Source organism: Chryseobacterium sp. BLS98, assembly GCF_001045445.1.
Taxonomy (GTDB): Bacteria; Bacteroidota; Bacteroidia; order Flavobacteriales; family Weeksellaceae; genus Chryseobacterium.
In genome coordinates this window covers 183,046-205,932 of the sequence record NZ_LFNF01000004.1, presented here as the reverse complement: position 1 = coordinate 205,932, position 22,887 = coordinate 183,046, and the positions used below count along the sequence as shown (strand labels likewise).

Here is a 22,887-nt window from a genome sequence, read left to right as displayed (position 1 = left end):
GTCAGGTAAATCATTAAAACATGAACTATCATACCAGAAAATGGGTAAAGCCTGAAGACCTGAACCCCAACCATTCCCTTTTTGGAGGAAGACTTTTACAATGGATCGATGAAGAGGCGGCGCTTTACGCAATCATTCAGCTGGAAAATACAAAAGTAGTGACGAAATTTATTTCAGAGATCAACTTTGTAAGCTCCGCAAAACAGGGAGATATTATAGAAATCGGGATTGAAGCCACCCATTTCGGGTCGTCATCCATTACTTTAAAATGTGATGTAAGAAACAAAATGACCCATCAGACCATCATTACGGTAGACAAGATCGTAATGGTGAATTTGGACAGCGAAGGAAATCCTGCACCACACGGGAAAACACAGATAGAATTTGTAAAAGACAGATTGAGCAAGCCATGAAAATCTTCATCAAAAATATGGTTTGCAACCGCTGTATTTCCGCAGTGGAAAAAATATTCAGCGAGAAAGAAATAGCAATCCACTCAGTTACATTGGGAGAAGTAGAAACCAAGGCAGATGTTTCTGAAGAAAAGATGGCGGCTATAGAGAAGAGCCTGCTCGACACAGGTTTTGAAAGAATAAAAGACTCTGCGCATCAGCTTGTTGATAAAATTAAAAATATCATCATCATCAAAATCAGTGAACTGGACATTGATGAAAACTTCCTTCTTTCAGAATTTTTAAGCTCAAAAATCCACAAAGACTACAGCTCTCTTTCCAAAACCTTTTCCCAGAACGAAAATATTACATTGGAACAATTCTTTATCCTTCACAAAATTGAAAAAGTAAAGGAGCTGCTTCTTTATAATGAATTCACCCTCACAGAAATCGCCGGAAAGCTTGGCTATAAAAGTGTTCAGCATCTTTCTTCCCAGTTCAGGAATATCACTGGATTTACCCCTACAGAATTCAAGAAACTGAAGGATCATCAAAGAAAAACCCTGGACAGTTTCTGAGTTTCTGAGTGTTTGAGTTTGAGAGTCAGAGCGTTTTAGAGTTTGAATATAACACACTATAAGCTCTTCTACTCTCAAAGCCTCCCACACTCCTACCCTCAAACCCACTCAAAACCCTAAAACCAAATTCTATAACTATTATCCTTAAATTTATAACAGTCTTACCACTTCATTTTGGACATTTGTAGTATAAATTCAAGGATCATGAACAGACAATATAATATACTCGGAATGACATGTTCCGGCTGTCAGAAAAAAATTTCCGGGCAACTCAACAGTATTGAAGGCGTTACAGCCGATGTAAATCTGGAGAATAATACAGTTACCGTCACTTCTGATAACGAAATCCAGCTTTCAGTTCTCAATAAAGCTTTGGAAGAAATAGGAAAATACAGACTGGAAGAACCCAACCAACCTGAGACTACATTTGTAAAACCCCAGGACAGGGTTTCCCCTTCTTCCGTATATTACTGCCCAATGGAATGCGAAGGTGATAAAGTATACTTTAAACAAGGCGAAAGGTGCCCGGTTTGTAATATGTATCTGGTTCCCATCGAAGAAAAACAAGCCAAAGATCCGAACTACAAGCCTGCTTACTCATCAACCCATCTTCCGGAAAATTTTAAAGACAGTATAGGTAAATATTATTGCCCGATGTTTTGTGAAGGAGATAAAGTCTATGATGAAAAAGGTGACTGTCCGGTCTGCCACATGCATCTGGAAGAAATCACAGAAGATGTTGTTAAAAATGCGACTTCTCACAACCATCAACACAGCCATCATCATGAAACCCCGAAAGTTACAGATGACATGGCCGGAAAATATTATTGTCCAATGTACTGCGAGGGCGACAAAACCTATGATTCCAATGTAGGGTGTCCTGTCTGCGGGATGGATCTTGTAAAATATCCTGAAAAGAAAACAGCAAAATATACCTGTCCCATGCATCCCGAGATCATTAGGGACGAGCCCGGAGATTGTCCGATCTGTGGAATGGACCTTGTAAGAATGCCCGACACCGGAGATGATGAAGAAGATGAAACATACCATATTTTAAAAAGGAAATTTATTATTTCTCTTCTCTTTACAGTTCCTGTCTTCATTCTTTCAATGGGCGGAATGTTGATTAATTTCCCTTTTTCCCATAAAATACAGGGGTTTATTGAGCTTGCCCTGACACTTCCGGTAATGTTTTACTCAGGATGGTTCCTGCTGAAAAGAGGCTGGGTTTCATTTAAAACATGGAATTTAAATATGTTCAGCCTGATTGCTTTAGGCGTTGCCGCAGCATTTATTTTCAGTATTACAGCTTTGGCTTTCCCGGATATCATTCCTCATGAAATCAGAGGTCACAATCATGAAATCCCGTTGTATTTTGAAGCCGTCTGTGTGATTTTAACGCTTGTAATTTTAGGACAGTTGATGGAGGCTGCCGCTCACAAAAAAACAGGAAATGCTATTAAAGAACTCATGAATCTTTCTCCTGATGAAGCTAATCTTATCGTAAACGGGGAAGAAAAAAGAGTTTTGCTTTCCCAGGTAAAAATCGGAGATTTCCTTAAGGTAAAACCAGGTGAAAAAATTCCGGTTGACGGAAAAATCACAGAAGGGAATTCCCTGGTCGATGAAAGCATGATCACCGGTGAACCTGTCCCTGTAGAAAAAAACATTGATGATAAAGTTTCTTCAGGAACCATCAACGGAAATAAGGTATTCATCATGAAAGCTGAAAAGGTAGGCGACGAAACCCTTCTTTCGCAAATCATCAAAATGGTCAATGAAGCCAGCCGAAGCCGGGCACCCATACAGAAACTGACGGATAAGGTTTCCAAGGTTTTTGTTCCGGTTGTGATCCTCATTGCTGTGCTTACCTTTATATTATGGCAGTTTTTCGGGCCGGAAGGAAAAAGAAGCTTATTCGCCTTCGTTAATGCCGTTGCAGTATTGATCGTGGCATGTCCGTGTGCATTAGGCCTCGCAACTCCCATGTCCCTGATGGTCGGAATCGGGAAAGGAGCCAAAAGTGGTATCCTGATTAAGAATGCCGAAGCGCTGGAACAGATGAATAAAATCAATGTTCTGATTACTGATAAAACAGGAACCTTAACTGAAGGAAAACCATCTGTGGAACATATTGAGCTATCAGGAAACGCGAACAGAGAAGAAATTCTGAAAATAGCATTTTCACTGAATCAGAATTCTGAGCATCCATTATCCAATGCGGTAATAAAAAAAGCAAAAGAAGAAAATTTAGTCCCTCAAAAGGTTGATCAATTCGAAAATGTTTCAGGAAAAGGAGTACAGGGAAATATCAATGGAAAAATGGTTTACTTAGGAAACGAAAGCCTTATTACTTCGCATAACATGTCTGTTCCCGATGATCTGAAACAAAAAGCTGCAGAAGTACAGTCGAAAGCACATACCATATCTTACATTGCACGAGATAAGTCCGTATTAGGGTTTATCAGCTTTACAGATAAAATTAAGGAAACTTCCAGAAAAGCCGTTCAGCGCCTGATGAATGAAGGAATTGATGTGATCATGATGACAGGAGATAACGAACATACTGCAAAAGCAGTTGCGGATGAATTAGGAATCAAACATTATAAAGCAGGCTGCCTGCCTGAGGATAAACTGAATGAAGTAAAAAAACTTCAGCAGCAGGGTAAGATTGTAGCCATGACCGGTGACGGGATCAATGACTCCCCTGCCTTGGCACAGTCTGACGTAGGAATTGCAATGGGAACCGGGACCGATGTTGCCATGGAGAGTGCAGAAATTACATTATTAAAAGGTGATATATTAGGCGTAGCCAAAGCGAAGCTGCTCAGTGAAAAGCTTCTTAAGAACATCAAAGAAAACCTGTTCTTTGCATTTATTTACAATGTACTGGGAATTCCGGTAGCGGCAGGATTATTGTATCCTTTCTTTGGAATACTATTGTCACCCATGATTGCAGCAGCGGCAATGAGTGTCAGTTCACTTTCTGTCATTCTCAATTCATTAAGGCTGAACTCTGTCAATCTGGATACGGAAATAAAATAAATATCATGAAAAAGGAAAGTCTTTACATTGGATGTTCGGGATTTTACAATAACGACTGGAAAGGGTCGCTATATCCTGAAAATACCCCGAGTAAAGACTTTCTTACCTTATATTCACAGGCTTTCAATTCGGTAGAGATCAATTCTACTTTTTACAGAAAGCCTACTGCAAAAACGCTTTCAAAATGGTATGATGAAACTCCCGATAGCTTCAGATTTTTCATCAAAATACCAAAAGCAATTTCACATGAGAAACGTCTGAAAGATACCAAACAGGAGATTTCAGAGTTCTGTGAACACATTGAAACTCATCTGAAAGAAAAGCTTTCCGGGTTTTTATACCAGTTTCCGCCTTCATTCAGGAAATCAGAGGAAAATATTGCCCTGATTCTCAACAACCTTGATTTTGAATATTTAAATGTAATAGAATTCCGTCACGATTCCTGGTGGTCTGAAGAAATTTTCACTCTTTTAAAAGATCATAATATTGTTTTTTCAGGGGTCAGCTTTCCAGGAAACCTTCCGGAGGATGTCATTATTAACCATCCTGAAATCTTGTATTACAGGCTTCATGGCAAACCCGTTCTTTATAAATCCGAATACAGCTCAGAGTTTATCGATAAGCTTGCTGAAAAAATCATTCATTCGGAAAAGAAAGCATTTATATTTTTCAATAATACCTGGGGAACGGCAGCTATTAAGAATTCTCTTTACCTGAAAAAAATTTTAAAATAAAGATCTTCTTCTGCCAAAATAAATCCCACAGAAAGGAAAATAATACTCCTTCAATAAAAATAGAGAAAGGCTATTGTTTTCATATTTTCAACTGTTAAAAAAAAGAGAATAAGAAAACATAAACTCAAGACTTTTCATTTTATCAAAAAACACTTTAAAATAAAGATCTTAAAATAAAATTAAAAACCATTTATTTAAGAGAATATGGCATATTATTTGTTAACATTTTAGCAATTATTTTAACAATTTTTTAACGATTTAATCTCCATTATCTTTATGAAAAAATTTTTGGGAGAAAAGTCAAAAAATATGGCTTTTCTTGGGATGACTGCATTGGTGAGTGCGGCTTCAATTGTATTCAATGGCTGTAATGGCAAAACCGAAGTGAAAGAGTTTGAAAAAACCGTCTCACTGGAACATCCCACCGCAAAACCGGTCCCCAAAATAGATGATGAGAATGTAGAATCCGATAAAAGAATCATCTACCTTACTTTTGATGATGGCCCTAACCAGGGAACAGAAAACCTACTTAAAATTTTAAACAAAAGAAATGTTTGTGCTACCGCTTTTCTCGTAGGAAAACATGCCTATGGAAGCAAAAGGCAGAAAGATGATCTTGAGCTTTTAAAAAATAATCCTCTGATTGAACTGGCTAACCACAGCTTTAGCCATGCCCACAATAAATACACCGATTTTTATAAAAATCCTGAGGCGGTAGTTCATGATTTTAACATTGCCAGAGACAGCCTTAAGCTTTATGATATGATCGCGAGAACACCCGGCAGAAATATCTGGAGACTGAACAACATTAACGAGACCGATATCAAAAGCTCTACCGATGCTGCCAACAGCCTTAAAAAAGCAGGCTACAAAGTAATCGGCTGGGATCTTGAATGGAGACCTTCCCAAAAAATGACTTTAAAGGGAAGCCATGAAGCCATGATCAAAAAGGTAGACAGCATTTTTTTCAACGATCTGGAAAAAACATCAAGACACCTCGTATTCCTTACCCATGATCAATACCTCAGAGATGCAGATTCCATTAATGAATTGGATATGTTTATCGAAAAGCTTCAGAAAAGCAACAAGTTTGTATTCAGGAAGATTTCCCAATATCCGCAGATTAATGAGATTTTAAATTGATGAAATGACAGGTATATTGAGGCAAACTGACAGCTGGCAACTATTTTACAGATTCATTAGTTTTTTGCTTTTAAAATTCAGAAATTTGCATGTATGGATATTAAAGAAAATTATACAGCAATAAAAGATCAGCTGCCAGCAGGAGTTCAGCTGGTAGCCGTGTCCAAAACACATCCGGTTGAAGCCATTCAGGAAGTCTATGACCTGGGGCAGAAAGTCTTCGGGGAAAATAAAGTTCAGGAGCTTATGGAGAAGTACCCTCTCCTTCCGAAGGATATCCAGTGGCACCTGATCGGGCATCTACAGACCAATAAAGTAAAATATATCGCTCCTTTTATTGACACCATCCAAAGTGTGGATTCTGAAAAACTTCTTTCAGAAATCAGTAAAGAGGCCGGAAAGAGCAACAGGAAAATCAAGGTCCTGCTTCAGGTAAAAATAGCCGAAGAAGAAACTAAATTCGGTCTCGAACCGGCTGAAGCAAAAGCATTATTCCAGCAATATCTGGCCGGAGAATTTCCGAATGTAGAGATTACCGGCCTGATGGGGATGGCTACATTTACAGAAGATAAGAAACAGGTAAAAAGGGAGTTTTTAATATTAAAAGGACTTTTTGATGAATTAAATCAGTTAAAAACACTGGAAACTTTATCCATGGGAATGAGTGATGATTTCCCGGCTGCCATTGAATGCGGTGCCAATTCCGTAAGGGTTGGATCCGCCATTTTCGGCAGAAGAGATTACTCAAAATAGTATATTTAGGTATAGTTTTTGCTAATAATTGAATCAAAAAATCTAAATTTGCAACTATGCAAAAAATCCTTATTGTAGAAGACGAAAAAGCAATCTCGGGAGTATTACACAGTATCCTTTCTGATGAACTTACCGATTACGAATTTGTTATCGCTGAAGATGGCCTTGAAGGCTACAAACAGATAGAAAAAGAAGATTTCGCATTGGTGATCTCTGATATCAAGATGCCTAAGCTTTCAGGAACTGAACTTTTGAAACAAAGTATGGTTCTGAAGCCTGAAAGTACTTTCATCATGATCTCAGGCCACGCAGACATTGATTCTGCTGTTTCCTGCTTAAAAGAGGGAGCGTACGATTTCATTTCCAAACCTATCGACATCAACAGGCTGATTACAAGCGTAAAAAATGCTTTAGCTAAAGAAAGTCTTAAGAAGGAAAATAAAAATCTTCAAACCGAAAATAAAACCTTAAAAAGAAAGGTCAGTAAAAAATACCAGATGATCGGTGATTCTCCTGCTCTGAAAAAGATCCAGGATATGATCGAAAAAGTAGCTGCTTCTGATGCCCGTGTTCTGATTACAGGACCCAATGGTGCAGGAAAAGAGCTGGTAGCCCATGCTATCCATAATCAAAGTGAGCGTGCAAGAGGACCAATGGTAGAGGTAAACTGTGCTGCCATTCCTTCTGAGCTTATTGAATCTGAGCTTTTCGGACATGTAAAGGGTTCTTTTACAGGGGCTATTAAGGATAAGCAGGGAAAATTCGAGCAGGCCAACGGAGGTACGATCTTTTTGGATGAGATCGGAGATATGAGCCTTATTGCTCAGGCCAAGGTTTTGAGGGCATTGCAGGAAAGCAAGGTTTCTCCTGTGGGAAGCGATAAGGAAATTAAGGTAGATGTAAGGGTAATTGCTGCTACCAACAAAAACATGCAGAAGGAAATTGAAGAAGGAAAATTCAGGGAAGACCTTTATCACAGACTTTCTGTGATTGAGATCTACGTTCCGCCGTTGGATGACAGAAAAGAGGATATCAAATTATTGGTGGATCATTTTTCCGGATTAATTGCCGATGAGCATGGTACTGCCGTGAAAAAATTTGATGATAAAGCGATTGACGCGCTTAAAGTTCTTTCGTGGACAGGAAATATCAGAGAATTGAGAAATGTGGTGGAAAGATTAATTATTCTTGGCGGAAATACTGTTTCTGAGGAGGATGTTGCCAGTTTTGTAAGGAAATAATTTAATTGAACATTAAATATATTATAAAATTGCAGTAGCCTTACTGCAATTTTTTTTTGCCTTTTTTTAAGTATAAACTATATATGAATCATAAAATACAATGAACTTTTTAAACAAAAACTATACGAAAGAATGCCTGACTCTGGCTCTTCCTGTTATGCTTACGCAGGTTGGTCAGGTCTCGGTGAATCTGTTCGACAATATTATTGTCGGAAAACTTTTAGGTGCGGATGCCCTGGCTTCCGTTTCCTTGGGAAATGCCGTATTTTTCTCGGTGTTCGTGCTGGCGCTGGGATTTTCATTTGCTATTCCCCCTCTGGTCTCTGAGGCACACTCCAAGCAGGATCACGGAACTATTAATTCCGTTTTCAGCCATGGCTTTGTAATCAATATGTCTGTAGGAATTATTTTAATGGCTGTTCTGTTTTTGGGAATGCCATTGCTTTACCATTCAGGACAGCCGGAAAAGATCATTCCTAATACAGTACACTTCCTCAGTATTATGGCGATCAGTATGATTCCTTTCATGGCTTTCCAGACGCTTCGTGAAGTTTCTGAAGGTCTTTCCTATACCATAGGCGTTACCAAAGCTACCATCATTGCGAATATCATCAATATTGCCTTAAACTATGTTTTCATCAAAGGACTCTGGATCTTTCCTGAAATGGGGGTAAAAGGATCTGCCTTAGCCACGCTCATCTCCAGAATATTTATGGTGGTTTTCCTGTATGTTGTATTGGTTAAAGACAAAAAAACAAGACGTTACATTAAAGATTTTTCTTTAAAAATTCAGGTTTTCTCCAGAAATATGTTTGATAAGATGGTAAAATTGGGTCTGCCTACCGCTTTACAGATGTTCTTTGAAGTAACAGCTTTTGCCGGAGCTGCATTTATCTGCGGGCTAATTTCAGCTCATGATATTGCTTCCCACCAGATTGCGCTGAGCATGGCTTCATTTACCTTTAACCTTTGTGTAGGATTCAGTGTGGCATCAACGGTCATGATCGGAAGAAAGCTAGGAGAACAAAATTTTGTCGAACTGAGAAAAGTCGGGATCAATAATCTGAAAATAGCTTTTATTTTTATGTGTATCTGCGGATTGGTCTTTATTCTGGGAAGAAATATATTACCCACTTTCTTTACCAAAAAAGAGGAAGTTGAAGTCATTATGCTGGCCTCGAAATTAATGATCATTGCCGCTTTATTCCAGCTTTCGGACGGAGTACAGGTAACGGCTTTAGGAATGCTCAGAGGAATCCAGGATGTAAAGATCCCGTCGATCTATACTTTTATTGCCTATTGGGTAATTACGATTCCTTTAGGCTATTTTCTGTGTGTCACTTTGAAAATGGGTGCTTTCGGAATGTGGATCGCTTTAGGATTGGGACTAACGGTTTCTGCTGTTTTCCTGGTGAAACGGTTTTTGAATATGTCTGCGAAGAAAATTAAGCAAAATTAATTGAATAGAAGCAGGAAGAAGAGGATGGAAGTTACTATTGGACTATTTTATTTCTAATAGTTTGCTCACACTGGATCAACAATTAAAAACCTTATTAGGATCGGAATGTAATAAAAATTTTCTTAAATGAATTGCGCGAAGTCTCCGACTTCGCGCAATTCATTTTTATTGATATAATTTAAATCATTAATAATAATTGGAAACTTTTATTTTAAAATAATCGAATGACATTATAAAGTCTTCGACTCCGCTCAGACTGATAATGTTGCAACAAACGACTTAAGAACACAGCTTATTAGAGAGTTTTCAGTAATATTAAATAATATTTCTAAATAAGACAAGTCCCTTTGAGATTACTTCGTCGCTTCTGAACTACGTTCGCAGACCTTTAGTCTGTTCGCAATGACGGTTTACCCTACTCTTTTCCCTAAAATCTTCAGGCTTCTCTCTACTCCATCCAAAATGGCTACATCGGGTAGTGTTCCCCAATCCTCAAATCCGAAATTCCTGAAAAGCTTTAAGCTGGCTTCATTATGAAGAAAAATAAGAGCGACCAGATTATTGACCCCGAATTTCCCGGCATTATCAATGCAATATTTAAGAATTGACTTCCCATAACCTTTCCCTCTGCAGCTTTCATCCAGATAAATGCTCACCTCTACCGTTCCGTTGTAAGCAGCCCTTTCGTGGAATGAGCTAAAGCTTACCCAGCCTATGGTTTGACCATTCTGATCTTCAACCACCCAAAGCGGCCTTGTTTGAGGATTATGCTCGTTAAACCATTTTTTTCTGCTTTCCACAGAAACATTTTCCACATCTGCAGTTACCATTCTCGACGGGATAGTGGAATTGTAGATCTCAACTATTTTTTCCAAATCTTTCAGGTCAGCATTTCTGAATTTCAGCTCTTCCATTTTTTATAAATTCCGGTTTAATTCTTTGCAAAAATAAGGTTCATGATCTTTTTACAGGCAAAGTAGGGTTAATAATTTATAATTCATTGCTTAGAACAGGACAGAATTTACACACCCAGGTTTTTCAAAGTCCTGTTCAGGCTTCTTACTGTAATTCCCAGGTAAGCTGCCATGTCTTCTTTGGAAATTTCTATTTTCTGCTGTGCCTGAAGTTCAAGAAGCTGCGCAAGGGTATGTTCTGCCGCGTAAAGCTGCTGATAGGAAGCCCTTCTGGAAGTATTCACAATACGTTCCGTAAATACATCCAGCAGCAGATTATTCAATGAAAGATCATTTTTGATTAAATTCTTAAAATATGGTATCGTAATAGCATAAACGGTAACATCGGTTACAGCTTCAATACTGCACAGACAGGGAATATTCCGTATCAGTTCTATTTCTCCGGTAATCTCACCTTTCCCAAGAAATTCAACAATATATTCCTTATCATTTTCTTCAACGAAGAAACATTTGGTAATACCATCTTTAATCAACATTATTTTAGAAGGATTTTCATTCTGTGTGAATATCCTTTCGCCTTTGGAAAATGATCTGATAATAATATCTTCCTTCCGCTCCTGTTTTTCGTAAAGATCTTCCAGGTAATTTAAAAACAGCTGATTGGTTCTTAGCATTTCTTATCCGGGACAAATGTCCTTTTGTGATTGAATTTTTATACTGAATTTTGCCAGCAGAAAATTACAAAAGTAAAATGAATAATCATATAACAACCATCGCATTTGATGCTGATGACACCCTTTGGATCAACGAGCCTTATTTCCAGGAAGCAGAAAAGGAATTCTGTACACTTCTTGAAAACTATCTACCCCAGCATTCGGTTTCCCAGGAATTATTTAAAACTGAAATGCAGAATCTTCATCTTTACGGTTATGGTGTAAAAGGTTTTATGCTGTGTATGATAGAAACCGTAAGCAGAATTTCGGAAGGCACGGCATCGATGCAATTAATTAACAGAACTATTGAAATTGGCCAGGAACTCCTGCAGAAACCTATAGAATTATTGGAAGGCGTTACCGAAACACTGGATGCATTAAAAGGAAAATACAGGCTGGTTGTAGCCACAAAAGGCGACCTGCTGGATCAGGAAAGGAAGCTTAAAAATTCAGGATTGCAGGACTACTTTCATCATATAGAAATTATGAGTGATAAAAAGGAAAGCGATTATCAAAAGCTGCTGAAACATCTGGATTGTCAACCGGAACACTTTCTGATGCTTGGAAATTCAATAAAATCCGATGTTCTTCCTGTATTGGAGATCGGAGGTTTTGCAGCGCATATTCCTTATCATGTGACCTGGAGCCATGAGCAGCATGAACACCATCTGGAGCATAGCCATTTTATGGAGCTGAAAAGTATTGATGAAATAGTGAAATACTTATGAAAAAGGTCCAAATGAACAGTTTTTTATTATCCATGATATAGTTTTTCCAATTCGCTATTGTCTTTCCATCCTCTGGAATTATACATTGAAATGATGACCATTTTTTCAAATTCCTCCAATGCTGTGGAGCTTCCGTTTATAGTTGCTCCTTCCCAAGGTCTATCATTTTCCGGAATCACATACTCGATTCTATATTCATCATAATACCCGGACTTAAAAGCATTAATAACAATATAATAATCTGAATCCTCAAAATCATTATTAAATATAAGTAATGATGCGTGAGAAGTTAATCCATACAAAACAGTTTTCTTAAACATTTTATTGATGGATTTCAAAACTTTCAGCATTAGAGTTCCTGCATCTCCGATCTGGGCATCAGATTTTGGAATTAGCTCTTTATAAAACTCCTCTAATGACTGTTTATTCTGTTCAAAACGTCTAATTATTGGCATAGTAACATTATTAATTACAAATAAAATTTTGTTAAGACTGATAATTTTCAAAACTTAAATAAAAAGCCCATTCCAAAAGTGAACGGGCTTTTTGTTAAATTATTCTATTTCTTCAGACACTTCTCAAGGAACTGATCCTGCTCCCACAAAAGGTGTAAAATATTCTCTTTGGCAACATAACCGTGAGCTTCTTTCGGAAGCAGAACCATTTTTACAGGAGCTCCCAGGTTTTTCAGAGCCTGGAAATATCTTTCCGTCTGTAAAGTGAAAGTTCCCGGGTTATTGTCTGCATCACCATGAACCAATAACAATGGTGTTTTCATTTTGTCTGCGTTCATGAACGGTGACATGGTGTTGTAAATTTCAGGAACATCCCAGTAATTTCTCTGCTCGCTCTGGAATCCAAACGGGGTCAGGGTTCTGTTATAAGCACCGCTTCTTGCAATACCACAGGCATAATCTTTAGAATGGGTCAAAAGGTTAGCAGTCATAAACGCACCGTATGAATGACCTCCTACAGCTACTTTAGTTCTGTCAATATACCCCAGCTGATCTACCGCATCAATGGCAGCTCTTCCGTTGGCAATCAACTGCGGAATAAAGGTATCATTCGGTTCTGTTTTGCCTTCCCCGATGATCGGGAATGCAGCATCATCCAGCACAGCATATCCTTTCGTGGTCCAGTATACGAAAGATCCGTAATATGGGAAGGTAAAATCGTTCGGATTCTGGGTATTCTGTCCAGCCGTATTTTTATCCTTATATTCTGTAGGATATGCCCAGATCAGTAAAGGAAGTTTTTCTTTTTTAGCTTTTCTGTCGTAGTTTGCAGGCAGATAAAGGGTACCTGTTAAAGTAACTCCGTCATTTCTTTTATAGGTGATCACCTCTTTGTAAACATCTTTAATGCTTTCAAAAGGGTTGGCAAAATGCGTTACAGCTTCAGCCTTATTGGATTTAATATTCTTTTTAAAATAATTCGGATAAAGGCTCGGGGACTGTTGAGTCGTTAAGATTTCTCCTTTTGACGGATTAAGGATGTCAATGATCTCTTCCTTACCATTTTTTATATTGGAAGTGTAGAGTCTTTTCTTTTTCAGTGATTTTACATCCATTTCGTCAATGAAAGGATGCTGCCCGTCTTTCGTGAATCCGTCTCCTATAAGATAGGTTTTCCCGCCTTTCATATCAATAACAGTTCTGCCGTACTGGTTTTTTGCCGTATTAAAATTTCCTGGGTCACTGTAAACGTCCTGATAGTTTCTGTCATCAATAACTTTTGATTCCCCGTTATTAAGGTCTATCAGGAAAGATTTGGTATTTCTTGTATCGTACCAGCCTTCAGAAACTACAGCATAATGGTCGTTTGTCCAGCTTACCCCTTCATACCTCTGTTTTGTTTTAAAAAATGACTTCGGAGCAGCAGTAAAAGGAGCTTCCCAGGTGAAGATCTCATCCCTGTATTCCGCAGCTTTAGATTGGTCTCCTCCATCCAGCGCTTCGGCAAACACTAAAGTAGCCGGCGCATCATTTCTCCAGCCCATACTTCTTTTTCCGGTTCTTACCGATGAAAATCCTTTCGGCATGATTTCATTCAGAGGAACATCGTTTACTGTTTTTACAGCATTTCCTTTCAGATCATATACAGTAGTCGTCGAAGGAAACCTGTTTAATGGAACGATATACGAAAATGGCTTTTTGATCACAGTAGCCATTAAATAATTTCCGTCTGGGGAAAAGCTTAAGCCGGAATACATATCCTGATCTTTTACTTTTTTAAGGTTTCCGTTCAGGTCAACGTTATAAATCTCAGAGGCGGTAAGAACTTCAAAGTTTTTTTCATCCTGAGGATTTTTAAGAAGATCCTGATAAGTTCTGTTCTGGGAAACTTTACCGTCAGCAGTAGAAACGATAGGTCCTGTTGGAAGGTCTTTGCTGGCATCTATCAGAGCCGGTCTGTTTTGAGGAAGAGTTCTGATCAGCAGGCTTTGTGAATCATTGGACCACGTATATGGCGTTCCTAAATTCGCATTCAGATTGTCAGCTGTAATTTTTTTAGCTAAAGCAGTTTCGAGATTGACGATCCAAAGTTCAACTCCTTTATCTGTAGTATGGGTAAATGCCAGTGTCTTTTCATCCGGTGAGAATGAAATATAGGTAATCTTAGCATTGGCAGGCAGGTTCTTTACCTGGACTTCATTTTTATCATTAATCTTTCTGATCTTCAGATTATTGGAATAAGTAACACTGCTTGAAATATTGGTAACCGGATTGATCCTTAATCCGGCAAGCTTCATTTCCTGCTGGTTAAGATCTTCCAGAGTTTTATAGGTAGGACGGTAAGTGAAGACCACCCAGTCTTTTTTGCTGTTCATAAGAACACTTGGAGGTCTTTCGTAATCTGCAAGCTTTAAAATTTCAGCGGATGGCTTTTGATAAGTAATATTTTCCTGTGCATCATAGAAATTGAGAAATGCCAGAAGGCAAATTGTCAGTTTTATCTTCATATAATTCATTTTCTACGAAAATAGTGATTTTAAGCACCTGAAATAGCTTATTCAAGTCATTATTTTCAGAAAATCGAAATTATGAATCATAGCATATAAAAAAGAGCATTATTTCTAATGCTCTTTTGTTTTATCTCAACCGGATTACCAATCCGAAGCTCTTTTTCTTTTTTCTATCATATGATCCACTGATATTTTTCCGGCACCAAAGGCCATCAGCAGAAGATAAACAGACAGGTAGATAAGGCTCAATTCTCTTTTCTCAAAAAGATCTGCCCCGTGCACTACAAAAGCAGCAATGGCCATTGTAAAGATGAGGAAACCTAAAGAAACTCTTGTAAAAAGGCCTAATATGAGGAGTATTGAACAAACGAATTCAGCAATAACCGTAAGAACGAGAGTCACCAAAGGACCTAATCCTATAAAGTCGAAGAACTCAATTTTACCGCCTTCCAACAGCATCTGAAGTTTCGGAAAACCGTGAGAAAGCATAGCAAAACCTACAAATACTCTCACTGCGAATAAAACAATATCTTTAGGTAGTGAGCTGGAATTGGACTGAAAATAGTTCATTTACTAAAAATTTAGATTAAAGTTACTAAAAATCTTTTAATAGAACGGAATTTCAGGTGTTTTTAGTTTATCTGTATCCGAAATTTTTCAGATCCCTGTCATTTTTACGCCAGTCTTTTTTCACTTTCACGAAAAGGTTTAAATGTATTTTCTTAGAAAAGAATTTTTCCAGATCCAACCTGGCTTCTGTTCCTACTTTTTTAATGGCTTCTCCTTTATGTCCGATGATAATTCCTTTCTGGGTATCTCTTTCTACATAAATAATAGAATCGATGAAAATAATTCCTTCTTTTTCTTTAAACTGCTCGGTAACGACCTCTACAGAATACGGGATTTCTTTCTCATAGTTAAGAAGAATTTTTTCACGGATCGCTTCGTTCACAAAAAAACGCTCAGGTTTATCGGTGTACAGATCTTTATCATAATAAGGCGGGTTCTCCGGAAGCAGGGATCTTAATTTTGGCAGAATAATATCTGTATTGAAAGCATTCAGGGCAGAAATAGGAAGAATTTCCGCTTTCGGAATCCTGTTGTGCCAGTCTTCCACCAACTTTTCCAGACCTTCCTGTGTGGTCTGATCTACTTTATTCAGAAGAAGCAATACCGGAACCGGGATCTTATTCAGTTTATCAATTAAAAATTCTGAAGGTTCGGCTTTATCGGTAACATCTACAATGAATAAGAATACATCCGCATCCTGTAAAGAATCCTTTACAAAATCCATCATTTTTTCCTGAAGGCCATACTTGGCATCTAAAACTCCGGGCGTATCCGAAAATACGATCTGTAAATCATCTTCATTATAAATTCCAAAAATCCTGTGGCGTGTTGTCTGTGCCTTTTGTGTTACAATAGCCAGCTTCTCCCCCATTAACTGGTTTAATAAGGTAGATTTTCCGGCATTAGGCTTTCCGACTATATTTACGAATCCTGCTTTGTGCATATATTATTTTTTAGGCTCAATATTGAACCGGGTGCAAAGTTAGTGAAAACAAAATTTAATTGGGTTTTGTTTCTGCGAAAAGTAAGTACAGCCATCGAAAAAGTAATATATTTATGGCAAAATTGAATTATGACCGAAGCAGAAAAGCATTTTGCAGAACTGGCGGCTAAAATGCCGGAGGCCCAACAGGGGAAAATGTTTGGTGCGCTCTGCCTTAAAGCTTCCAATGGGAAGACTTTCCTGTTATCTAAAAATGAAAATATTGCAATAAAGCTTAGCGGGGAGCTCTTGGAAGAAGCTTTGGATTTAAGTGGTGCTTCCATTTTTGAACCATCGGAAGGAAAAAAGATGAACGGATGGGTTCAGATCCCTGTTGAACATCAAAACAGGTGGAAAGACTTTGCTCAGTCTGCATTTGAGGAAGTGGAAAAAACAGCGAAAAAACCTTAAAAAGTAAAAACCTTCCAATAAATATTACTTGATTAAACTGATATTTTAGAATTCTATGGATATAGACCAGATCCTTGACCATATTTATCTTATGCCCGAAGCTTCCAAAGCTGCTTTAAAACAGCATATCAGAGAAGTCTCATATCCGAAAAACTTCTGCCTCATGGAAGCAGATAAAATCATTCCTCATATCTATTTTATCAGGAAAGGTATTGTGCGGGCGTATGCTTCCACTGCGGATAATGATATTACATTCTGGTTTGGCAGTGAAGGTGAAACCATCGTTTCCATGAAGAGTTATGTGGAAGACAAGCCTGGTTATGAAAGCATCGAGCTTCTGGAAGACTGTGACCTGTACATCCTGGAAACAGAAAATCTGAAAAAACTTTTCAATGAAGATATTCATATTGCTAACTGGGGACGAAAATTCGCAGAACGGGAGCTTGTAAGAACGGAAGAACTGATTATTTCGAGGCAGTTCAAAACCTCTCTGGAACGTTATAGAGATCTCATGGCTAATAAACCAGACCTTTTAAAAAGAGTTCAACTGGGACATATTGCTTCTTATCTTGGAATTACACAGGTAAGCCTCAGCAGGATACGTTCGGAGATCAAATAAGGGGACTTGAAGATGGAAGATGGGAGCTGGACGTTACTATCGGACATTCATTTTCAACAGTTATCTTTAACTTTGATGAACAGTAAAATAAAATTGCTTTCCAGCCATGCTTTCGGGAATCAATAACTTCCCTCCTCCAGCTTCAGACCCCTGACTACATCCCCCAACTCTGATTAAAATAATTTGATTTTTTAACAAATGTAAAATTTTGTTTCCTCTCAAATCCTGAAATTTGCAGGAGAGAAAATTAAAAAAAATGAATTGGATTATTTTAATTGTCGCTGGATTATTTGAGGTTGCTTTTGCATCATGCTTAGGAAAAGCCAAAGAAACCTCCGGAACAGAAATGTATCTGTGGTATGCCGGCTTCCTGATTACCATGACCATCAGTATGGTACTTCTGATCAAAGCTACACAAACACTTCCGATGGGGACAGCTTATGCGGTATGGACAGGGATAGGAGCCGTAGGAACAGCCCTGATGGGAATTTTCTTTTTTAAGGATCCTGTAAGCTTCTGGAGGATATTTTTCATCGTCACCCTGATTGGTTCCGTGGTAGGACTTAAATCTGTCTCTCACTAATCGAGAAAACAATTTCTATCTATATTAAATAAACCCGTCTTCATAAAGAAAGCGGGTTTATTGTTTTATTTTTTGAAAACTACAGGTAAGATTTCGTTTTTTCTTAACCCGTATTTTTTAATTTCTTCTTCTGAAAAATTCTGCGAGTAGAAATTAGGTTCGGTTTCAAAGCCGGCTTTTCTTAAACGATCGAAATAATCCATTCCGTACCAGCGGACATGGTCGTACTGGCCAAAGTGCTTCTGACGTTCTTTAGGATCTGTGATAGAGAAATCTTCATAGGTTTTTTCCATAGAGTTTCTCATCGGAACCTGAAAGATTCCCCAGCCTCCGGGTTTCATTACCCTGTAAAGCTCACTCATAGCCTTTGCATCATCTTCTATATGTTCCAGGACATGATTACAGAATACAATATCGAAACTGTTATCCTCAAAGGGAAGATCCAGAATATCTGCTTTCACGTCTACAATTGGAGAGAAAAGGTCTGCGGAAATATAGTTCAGATTTTTCATCATTTTGAATTTCCTTAGAAATTCCTGTTCGGGAGCAATATGCAGAACTTTAGCATTTTTGATGAAAAAATCGGTCTCGTTCTGAAGATAAAGCCACATCTGGCGGTGTCTTTCCAGGCTTAGTGTTCCCGGAGACAGGGCATTTTCTCTTTGCTTTCCATAGCCGTAAGGAAGGAATTTCCGGTAAGATCTTCCATCGATCGGGTCATAGAATTCATCTCCTTTGAAAAACTGGTAAATAAGAGGCCTCGCCCAGATACTCATTTTGATAAGCATTGGGCGAGGTATTTTATTAAGTAAAAGTTTAGTTACTTTTTTCATTAAAAATCCAATTGGAATGGCTTTTCTTCATCGCTTATGATTCCCAAAGCCTCATAAACATATTTAAATGTGGAAAGCAGGACCGGTTTCCCGTTGATCACCGCCACATCATGCTCAAAGTGGGCAGAAGGAAGATTATCCAAAGTGGTTACCGTCCATCCGTCATTATGGAATTTTACTTTTTCCGTACCCATGTTGACCATAGGTTCAATAGCGATGGCCAGACCGTCTTTGATGACTTTACCGCTTCCCTGTCTTCCGTAATTCGGAACCTGAGGATCTTCATGCATCTGTCTTCCAAGACCATGCCCTACAAGTTCTTTTACCACACCATACCCTTCTTTTTCACAGTGGGACTGGATAGCATGGGAAATATCCCCTATTCTTTTCCCCCTTACACACTGTGCAATTCCTTTGTAAAGAGATTCTTTGGTTACCTGCAACAGTTTTTTAACCTCAGGTTTTACTTCCCCGATTTCAAATGTATAGGCATGATCTCCTACGAAACCGTTAAGAATAACACCACAGTCTACAGAAAGAACATCCCCTTCTTTTACAATATCCTTATTAGGGAAACCATGAACCACCTGATCATTCGGAGAAATGCATAAAGAATTCGGGAAACCGCCATATCCTAAGAAAGCCGGTTCTGCTCCGTGATCTTTAATAAAATCATGAGCCAACTTATCAAGATATAAGGTATTGATTCCCGGTTTTATTTCTTTGGCAAGCATACCAAGTGTTTTTGAAACCAGGTGGGCACTCTCCTTCATCAAACGGAGCTCTTCTATTGTTTTTAATTGAATCATTTTTATATAGATGTTAGATATTAGATGCCAGAAATTAGATTTACAGCTTCACTGATATTTTCAGTCATAATTCAATTCTTAGCATCTATGATTTTCTGGCTATATTTAAACGAAGTGAAGCAACTAATTTTTAATCTCTAGCTTCTAACTTCTAAAAATTCTACCAGAAAAGTCCTTTTTTCTTTTCTTTTTTCAGTTTTGAATAGGCAAGAACTTCTTTTCCTTCTACACGGAACTCTATTCTTTCCTGGATAATATTGTAGATTTCACCCCAGCCCGGAAATCCTCCCAGGTTCCTGTCGTCGATGAACCAGTCTGCATCCAGTTTTCTGGATTGGTTCTGAGCATCGAAAACTTCTCCTTCAAAGCTGGAATTTACAGCATAAAATTCTACTCCGTTCTGTCTGCAGAATTCTACGGCTTCGTCTAACGTTTTTCCATGTCTATATGTCCAGAGGATCAATCTGTATCCTTCTGCCTGAAGTTTTTTTAGTGTTTCAAAAGCAAAAATTTTTGCTTTGCCAATTGCCGGATATGCATCATCCACGATAGTTCCGTCGAAATCAACAGCAATTTTTTTATTATTTAACATTTTGTCTTTTTTTAGCTTTGCAAAGATAAGAAATAAAAAGAGTGCCGAAAACGATGGCACTCTTAAGTTTTTATAATTTAAGTAGTATAGAACTAACTTTTCACCCAATTAAACTGGAACTGAAGATCAGGTGTAGAAACCCTGTCGGTAATTTTCTGCAGTCTTGCAGGCAGTTTCATCAAATATTCCTGAGCTTTTTCAGCTTTTTCGGTAAGCCCTTTAACATGCTCAATCTTCCATTCATCCAACAGGTCTGATAAAATATTGATATAATCGTTTCCTGTATACACCATGCATCTCTGTGCAGCATCTGAGAAATGTCCCCAAAGTTCTCCGGCTTTCTGTCCGGACTGTCTCATTAAGTGGGCAGGCATAACGATTTTCTTACGCATCATATCTTCGAAAGCAAGGATCATTTCGGATGGATCTATTTCAAGGATTTTGGCAACGAAATGTTTGTAAGCTTTGGCATGTCTTGCTTCGTCTGCAGCAATTACACCACACATTTTAGCCAGTTTCCCGTTTCCTGATTGTTTTGCCAGTGTTCCTACTCTACGGTGAGAGATATTGGTTGCTGTTTCCTGGAAGCTTGTATAGACGAAATTTCTGTAAGGGTCCATGCTTGTACCCAGATCAAATCCGTCATTGATAAGATATTGGGTAGTAATTTCCACCTCTCTCATGTTGACTCTTCCGCACAGGTAAAGATATTTGTTCAGAAGATCTCCGTGTCTGTTTTCTTCTGCAGTCCATGCTCTTATCCAGTTGGCCCAGCCCACTTTTTCTTCCTGATTGATTCCTTCAACACCCATTAACCAAGACTCATAGGAAGGCAATGCTTCTTCGGTGATACAGTCTCCGATTAATGTTACAAAAAGATCATAAGGCATTTCGCGTGCAAAAGTCTGGATTTCTTCCAGGTCATATTTAAAATCTGAGCTTGACGGATCCGGCAGGTAGTCAGAAGGCTGCCAAATTTTTTCAATCGGGGTTAAAAATTTATCCAGAAAAGAACTCACTTCCTTTTCCAATATTCCCATTACTTCTTTCCTAACAAGCTTTTGATACATCTTACTAAATAGATTTTTAATTTGCAAAGATATGATTTATTTATTATTTGTGGCATAATAATATATGCAACCCATACCATGACTGATATAAATCATACAAAAATGCCGCCATCTGTTATAATAACGGCATTTTTATGACAATATTATTAAATTTTAGCTAACTAAAATGTCTCCTGTCATTACTTCCGGAATTTCCACACCCATTACCTTTAAGATAGTAGGCGCTACATCGCCCAGTTTTCCAGGTTTCAGGTTCCAAGTATGATCTTTATCCATGACAATAAACGGAACAAGATTAGTGGAATGCTGTGTATTTGGCGTTCCATCCGGATTGATCATTACGTCTGAATTTCCATGGTCTGCCAGGATAAACACGGCATAACCATTTTCGTAGGCAGCGGTTGCTACTTTCTCAATGCATTTATCTACGGTTTCAGCGGCTTTTACCGCAGCTTCAAAAACACCTGTATGCCCTACCATATCGGTATTGGCAAAATTTAAGCAGACAAAATCAGCAGTTCCGTTTTCGAGTTCCGGTACAATGGCATTGGTAATGTCATAAGCTGACATTTCAGGCTTAAGATCATAGGTAGGTACATCTTTCGGACTTGGGCAAAGGAGTCTTCTCTCACCCTTGAATTCTTCCTCCCTTCCTCCGGAAAAGAAGAATGTTACGTGAGGGTATTTCTCTGTTTCCGCAATTCTGATCTGTGTTTTTCCGTTTCTCTCAAGAATTTCACCCATCGTTTCCTTCAAAACTTCTTCATCAAATACAACCTGTACATTCTGGAAGGTCTTGTCATAATTGGTTAAAGTAATATAGTGAAGGTTCAGCTTACGCATAAAGAATTCAGGGAAATCTTTCTGGGAAAGCACTTCTGTGATTTCACGCCCTCTGTCTGTACGGAAATTGAAGCAGATCACCACATCATTATCCACAATTTTTGCCACCGGAACGATATTTCCTGTCGCTGTGGTATTGACTAAAATAATGGGTTTTAAGAACTCATCAGTTACATTATTATTGTAGGAATCTTTAATGGCAGCCAATGCATCTGTCGTTTGCAGCCCCACACCTTCTACCATTGCATCATACGCCAGTTTTACACGCTCCCATCTTTTATCACGGTCCATGGCATAGTATCTTCCGATCACGGTTGCCAGCTTACCCACGGTAGCTGCCATATGGTTCTGAAGCTCTTCTATAAAGCCCAGCCCTGAATGAGGATCACAGTCTCTTCCGTCTGTAAAAGCATGCACAAAAACGTTTTCATTTAATCCGAACTCATGAGCGGCAGTAAGTAATCCTTTCAAGTGGTTGATATGGGAATGCACCCCACCATTGGAAACCAATCCGATAAAATGAAGCTTTTTATTTTCTCTTTTAGCATATTCGAAGGCATCCTGAATCACCTGCTGTTGTCCCAGTGTTCCGTTTTCAACTGCCATATTCAGCTTTACAAGGTTCTGGTAGACCACTCTTCCTGCTCCCAGATTCATGTGTCCTACTTCAGAATTCCCCATCTGTCCTGCAGGAAGCCCTACAGCCAGGCCGCTGGCTTCTAATGTTGTATGTGGAAATTTTTGATAACAGCTGTCTATAAATGGAGTGTTTGCTTTATCCAGGGCAGAAACCTCAGGATTTGTTCCCAGTCCCCATCCGTCAAGGATTGCTAATATTGCTTTTTTTGACATTTTGTATAACTTTTTGTTACACAAATTTACCTAATTTCGGATGAATGGACGAATTTGA

The 22,887-nt window shown here is 38.4% G+C and carries 23 protein-coding genes; 12 read left to right on the top strand and 11 right to left on the bottom strand.

The window, feature by feature from the left end; all coding sequences use genetic code 11:
• The first annotated feature begins 20 nt into the window (after window positions 1-20).
• The 8 genes from ACM40_RS16860 (at window position 21) to ACM40_RS16825 (ending at window position 9,345) form a co-directional block, all read left to right on the top strand.
• Window positions 21-413 carry an acyl-CoA thioesterase gene (locus ACM40_RS16860; protein ID WP_048503962.1) on the top strand — a complete coding sequence of 131 codons (393 nt, stop codon included), beginning with the start codon at window positions 21-23 and terminating at the stop codon, window positions 411-413.
• Entirely contained in the window at window positions 410-970 is a 561-nt protein-coding gene (locus ACM40_RS16855; RefSeq protein WP_048503961.1) for a helix-turn-helix domain-containing protein, read from the top strand. Before ACM40_RS16860 ends, ACM40_RS16855 begins: the two co-directional genes overlap by 4 nt.
• Before the next feature lie 204 nt (window positions 971-1,174).
• Window positions 1,175-4,015 carry a heavy metal translocating P-type ATPase gene (locus tag ACM40_RS16850; protein ID WP_048503960.1) on the top strand — a complete coding sequence of 947 codons (2,841 nt, stop codon included), beginning with the start codon at window positions 1,175-1,177 and terminating at the stop codon, window positions 4,013-4,015.
• 5 nt (window positions 4,016-4,020) lie between these two features.
• Window positions 4,021-4,749 (top strand): DUF72 domain-containing protein, encoded by a 729-nt coding sequence (locus ACM40_RS16845; protein WP_048503959.1) that lies wholly within the window; start codon window positions 4,021-4,023, stop codon window positions 4,747-4,749.
• A 276-nt stretch (window positions 4,750-5,025) separates the two neighbouring features.
• Complete coding sequence (locus ACM40_RS16840; protein ID WP_048503958.1) at window positions 5,026-5,892, top strand: polysaccharide deacetylase family protein; 867 nt, start codon at window positions 5,026-5,028, stop codon at window positions 5,890-5,892.
• A gap of 93 nt (window positions 5,893-5,985) precedes the next feature.
• Window positions 5,986-6,645 (top strand): YggS family pyridoxal phosphate-dependent enzyme, encoded by a 660-nt coding sequence (locus ACM40_RS16835; protein WP_048503957.1) that lies wholly within the window; start codon window positions 5,986-5,988, stop codon window positions 6,643-6,645.
• Window positions 6,646-6,701: 56 nt separating this feature from the next.
• Window positions 6,702-7,886 (top strand): sigma-54-dependent transcriptional regulator, encoded by a 1,185-nt coding sequence (locus tag ACM40_RS16830; protein WP_048503956.1) that lies wholly within the window; start codon window positions 6,702-6,704, stop codon window positions 7,884-7,886.
• Window positions 7,887-7,986: 100 nt separating this feature from the next.
• Window positions 7,987-9,345, top strand: coding sequence for an MATE family efflux transporter (locus tag ACM40_RS16825; protein ID WP_048503955.1), 1,359 nt, complete (start codon window positions 7,987-7,989; stop codon window positions 9,343-9,345).
• A gap of 410 nt (window positions 9,346-9,755) precedes the next feature.
• On the opposite strand, the gene ACM40_RS16820 is transcribed toward ACM40_RS16825, so the two are convergent.
• Complete coding sequence (locus tag ACM40_RS16820) at window positions 9,756-10,259, bottom strand: GNAT family N-acetyltransferase (RefSeq protein WP_083996894.1); 504 nt, start codon at window positions 10,257-10,259, stop codon at window positions 9,756-9,758.
• 107 nt (window positions 10,260-10,366) lie between these two features.
• The gene (locus tag ACM40_RS16815) at window positions 10,367-10,933 is read right to left on the bottom strand and encodes a Crp/Fnr family transcriptional regulator (RefSeq protein WP_048503954.1); all 567 of its coding nucleotides are present in this window, start codon (window positions 10,931-10,933) and stop codon (window positions 10,367-10,369) included.
• A 77-nt stretch (window positions 10,934-11,010) separates the two neighbouring features.
• Here ACM40_RS16815 and ACM40_RS16810 point away from each other — a divergent pair, with 77 nt between their 5' ends.
• On the top strand, window positions 11,011-11,700 hold the full coding sequence (locus ACM40_RS16810; protein WP_048503953.1) for an HAD family hydrolase: 690 nt from the start codon (window positions 11,011-11,013) through the stop codon (window positions 11,698-11,700).
• Between the two features lie 26 nt (window positions 11,701-11,726).
• On the opposite strand, the gene ACM40_RS16805 is transcribed toward ACM40_RS16810, so the two are convergent.
• The 4 genes from ACM40_RS16805 to era form a co-directional block, all read right to left on the bottom strand.
• Window positions 11,727-12,155 carry a hypothetical protein gene (locus ACM40_RS16805; RefSeq protein ID WP_048503952.1) on the bottom strand — a complete coding sequence of 143 codons (429 nt, stop codon included), beginning with the start codon at window positions 12,153-12,155 and terminating at the stop codon, window positions 11,727-11,729.
• Between the two features lie 104 nt (window positions 12,156-12,259).
• Window positions 12,260-14,662, bottom strand: a complete 2,403-nt coding sequence (locus tag ACM40_RS16800) for an alpha/beta hydrolase family protein (RefSeq protein ID WP_048503951.1) — start codon at window positions 14,660-14,662, stop codon at window positions 12,260-12,262.
• 144 nt (window positions 14,663-14,806) lie between these two features.
• A complete protein-coding gene (locus ACM40_RS16795) occupies window positions 14,807-15,235 on the bottom strand; it encodes a DoxX family protein (protein WP_048503950.1) in 429 nt (142 codons plus the stop codon).
• Window positions 15,236-15,302: 67 nt separating this feature from the next.
• Entirely contained in the window at window positions 15,303-16,178 is an 876-nt protein-coding gene (gene era / locus ACM40_RS16790) for a GTPase Era (protein ID WP_040999113.1), read from the bottom strand.
• 129 nt (window positions 16,179-16,307) lie between these two features.
• Between era and ACM40_RS16785 the strand changes: the two genes are divergently transcribed.
• The 3 genes from ACM40_RS16785 (at window position 16,308) to ACM40_RS16775 (ending at window position 17,830) form a co-directional block, all read left to right on the top strand.
• Window positions 16,308-16,628, top strand: coding sequence for a hypothetical protein (locus tag ACM40_RS16785; protein WP_048503949.1), 321 nt, complete (start codon window positions 16,308-16,310; stop codon window positions 16,626-16,628).
• A gap of 55 nt (window positions 16,629-16,683) precedes the next feature.
• Window positions 16,684-17,247 (top strand): Crp/Fnr family transcriptional regulator, encoded by a 564-nt coding sequence (locus tag ACM40_RS16780; protein WP_048503948.1) that lies wholly within the window; start codon window positions 16,684-16,686, stop codon window positions 17,245-17,247.
• Window positions 17,248-17,503: 256 nt separating this feature from the next.
• Window positions 17,504-17,830 (top strand): DMT family transporter, encoded by a 327-nt coding sequence (locus ACM40_RS16775; RefSeq protein ID WP_040999109.1) that lies wholly within the window; start codon window positions 17,504-17,506, stop codon window positions 17,828-17,830.
• A 65-nt stretch (window positions 17,831-17,895) separates the two neighbouring features.
• On the opposite strand, the gene ACM40_RS16770 is transcribed toward ACM40_RS16775, so the two are convergent.
• The 5 genes from ACM40_RS16770 to gpmI all read right to left on the bottom strand — a co-directional run bounded on the left by ACM40_RS16770 (window position 17,896) and on the right by gpmI (window position 22,829).
• Window positions 17,896-18,663, bottom strand: coding sequence for a class I SAM-dependent methyltransferase (locus ACM40_RS16770; RefSeq protein WP_048503947.1), 768 nt, complete (start codon window positions 18,661-18,663; stop codon window positions 17,896-17,898).
• Window positions 18,663-19,472, bottom strand: a complete 810-nt coding sequence (gene map, locus ACM40_RS16765; RefSeq protein WP_048503946.1) for a type I methionyl aminopeptidase — start codon at window positions 19,470-19,472, stop codon at window positions 18,663-18,665. Before map ends, ACM40_RS16770 begins: the two co-directional genes overlap by 1 nt.
• A gap of 160 nt (window positions 19,473-19,632) precedes the next feature.
• Entirely contained in the window at window positions 19,633-20,064 is a 432-nt protein-coding gene (locus ACM40_RS16760; protein ID WP_048503945.1) for a BT0820 family HAD-type phosphatase, read from the bottom strand.
• A gap of 92 nt (window positions 20,065-20,156) precedes the next feature.
• On the bottom strand, window positions 20,157-21,134 hold the full coding sequence (locus tag ACM40_RS16755) for an acyl-ACP desaturase (RefSeq protein ID WP_048503944.1): 978 nt from the start codon (window positions 21,132-21,134) through the stop codon (window positions 20,157-20,159).
• A gap of 153 nt (window positions 21,135-21,287) precedes the next feature.
• Window positions 21,288-22,829: a 2,3-bisphosphoglycerate-independent phosphoglycerate mutase gene (gene gpmI / locus ACM40_RS16750; protein WP_048503943.1), complete on the bottom strand. Its 1,542-nt coding sequence runs from the start codon at window positions 22,827-22,829 to the stop codon at window positions 21,288-21,290.
• Window positions 22,830-22,887 lie beyond the last annotated feature (58 nt).

Bases quoted from the DNA above. Each gene is read 5' to 3' on its own strand.
- ACM40_RS16860 (WP_048503962.1), top strand. From the start codon at position 21: ATGAACTATCATACCAGAAAATGGGTAAAGCCTGAAGACCTGAACCCC.
- ACM40_RS16855 (WP_048503961.1), top strand. From the start codon at position 410: ATGAAAATCTTCATCAAAAATATGGTTTGCAACCGCTGTATTTCCGCA.
- ACM40_RS16850 (WP_048503960.1), top strand. From the start codon at position 1,175: ATGAACAGACAATATAATATACTCGGAATGACATGTTCCGGCTGTCAG.
- ACM40_RS16845 (WP_048503959.1), top strand. From the start codon at position 4,021: ATGAAAAAGGAAAGTCTTTACATTGGATGTTCGGGATTTTACAATAAC.
- ACM40_RS16840 (WP_048503958.1), top strand. From the start codon at position 5,026: ATGAAAAAATTTTTGGGAGAAAAGTCAAAAAATATGGCTTTTCTTGGG.
- ACM40_RS16835 (WP_048503957.1), top strand. From the start codon at position 5,986: ATGGATATTAAAGAAAATTATACAGCAATAAAAGATCAGCTGCCAGCA.
- ACM40_RS16830 (WP_048503956.1), top strand. From the start codon at position 6,702: ATGCAAAAAATCCTTATTGTAGAAGACGAAAAAGCAATCTCGGGAGTA.
- ACM40_RS16825 (WP_048503955.1), top strand. From the start codon at position 7,987: ATGAACTTTTTAAACAAAAACTATACGAAAGAATGCCTGACTCTGGCT.
- ACM40_RS16820 (WP_083996894.1), bottom strand. From the start codon at position 10,259: ATGGAAGAGCTGAAATTCAGAAATGCTGACCTGAAAGATTTGGAAAAA.
- ACM40_RS16815 (WP_048503954.1), bottom strand. From the start codon at position 10,933: ATGCTAAGAACCAATCAGCTGTTTTTAAATTACCTGGAAGATCTTTAC.
- ACM40_RS16810 (WP_048503953.1), top strand. From the start codon at position 11,011: ATGAATAATCATATAACAACCATCGCATTTGATGCTGATGACACCCTT.
- ACM40_RS16805 (WP_048503952.1), bottom strand. From the start codon at position 12,155: ATGCCAATAATTAGACGTTTTGAACAGAATAAACAGTCATTAGAGGAG.
- ACM40_RS16800 (WP_048503951.1), bottom strand. From the start codon at position 14,662: ATGAAGATAAAACTGACAATTTGCCTTCTGGCATTTCTCAATTTCTAT.
- ACM40_RS16795 (WP_048503950.1), bottom strand. From the start codon at position 15,235: ATGAACTATTTTCAGTCCAATTCCAGCTCACTACCTAAAGATATTGTT.
- era (WP_040999113.1), bottom strand. From the start codon at position 16,178: ATGCACAAAGCAGGATTCGTAAATATAGTCGGAAAGCCTAATGCCGGA.
- ACM40_RS16785 (WP_048503949.1), top strand. From the start codon at position 16,308: ATGACCGAAGCAGAAAAGCATTTTGCAGAACTGGCGGCTAAAATGCCG.
- ACM40_RS16780 (WP_048503948.1), top strand. From the start codon at position 16,684: ATGGATATAGACCAGATCCTTGACCATATTTATCTTATGCCCGAAGCT.
- ACM40_RS16775 (WP_040999109.1), top strand. From the start codon at position 17,504: ATGAATTGGATTATTTTAATTGTCGCTGGATTATTTGAGGTTGCTTTT.
- ACM40_RS16770 (WP_048503947.1), bottom strand. From the start codon at position 18,663: ATGAAAAAAGTAACTAAACTTTTACTTAATAAAATACCTCGCCCAATG.
- map (WP_048503946.1), bottom strand. From the start codon at position 19,472: ATGATTCAATTAAAAACAATAGAAGAGCTCCGTTTGATGAAGGAGAGT.
- ACM40_RS16760 (WP_048503945.1), bottom strand. From the start codon at position 20,064: ATGTTAAATAATAAAAAAATTGCTGTTGATTTCGACGGAACTATCGTG.
- ACM40_RS16755 (WP_048503944.1), bottom strand. From the start codon at position 21,134: ATGTATCAAAAGCTTGTTAGGAAAGAAGTAATGGGAATATTGGAAAAG.
- gpmI (WP_048503943.1), bottom strand. From the start codon at position 22,829: ATGTCAAAAAAAGCAATATTAGCAATCCTTGACGGATGGGGACTGGGA.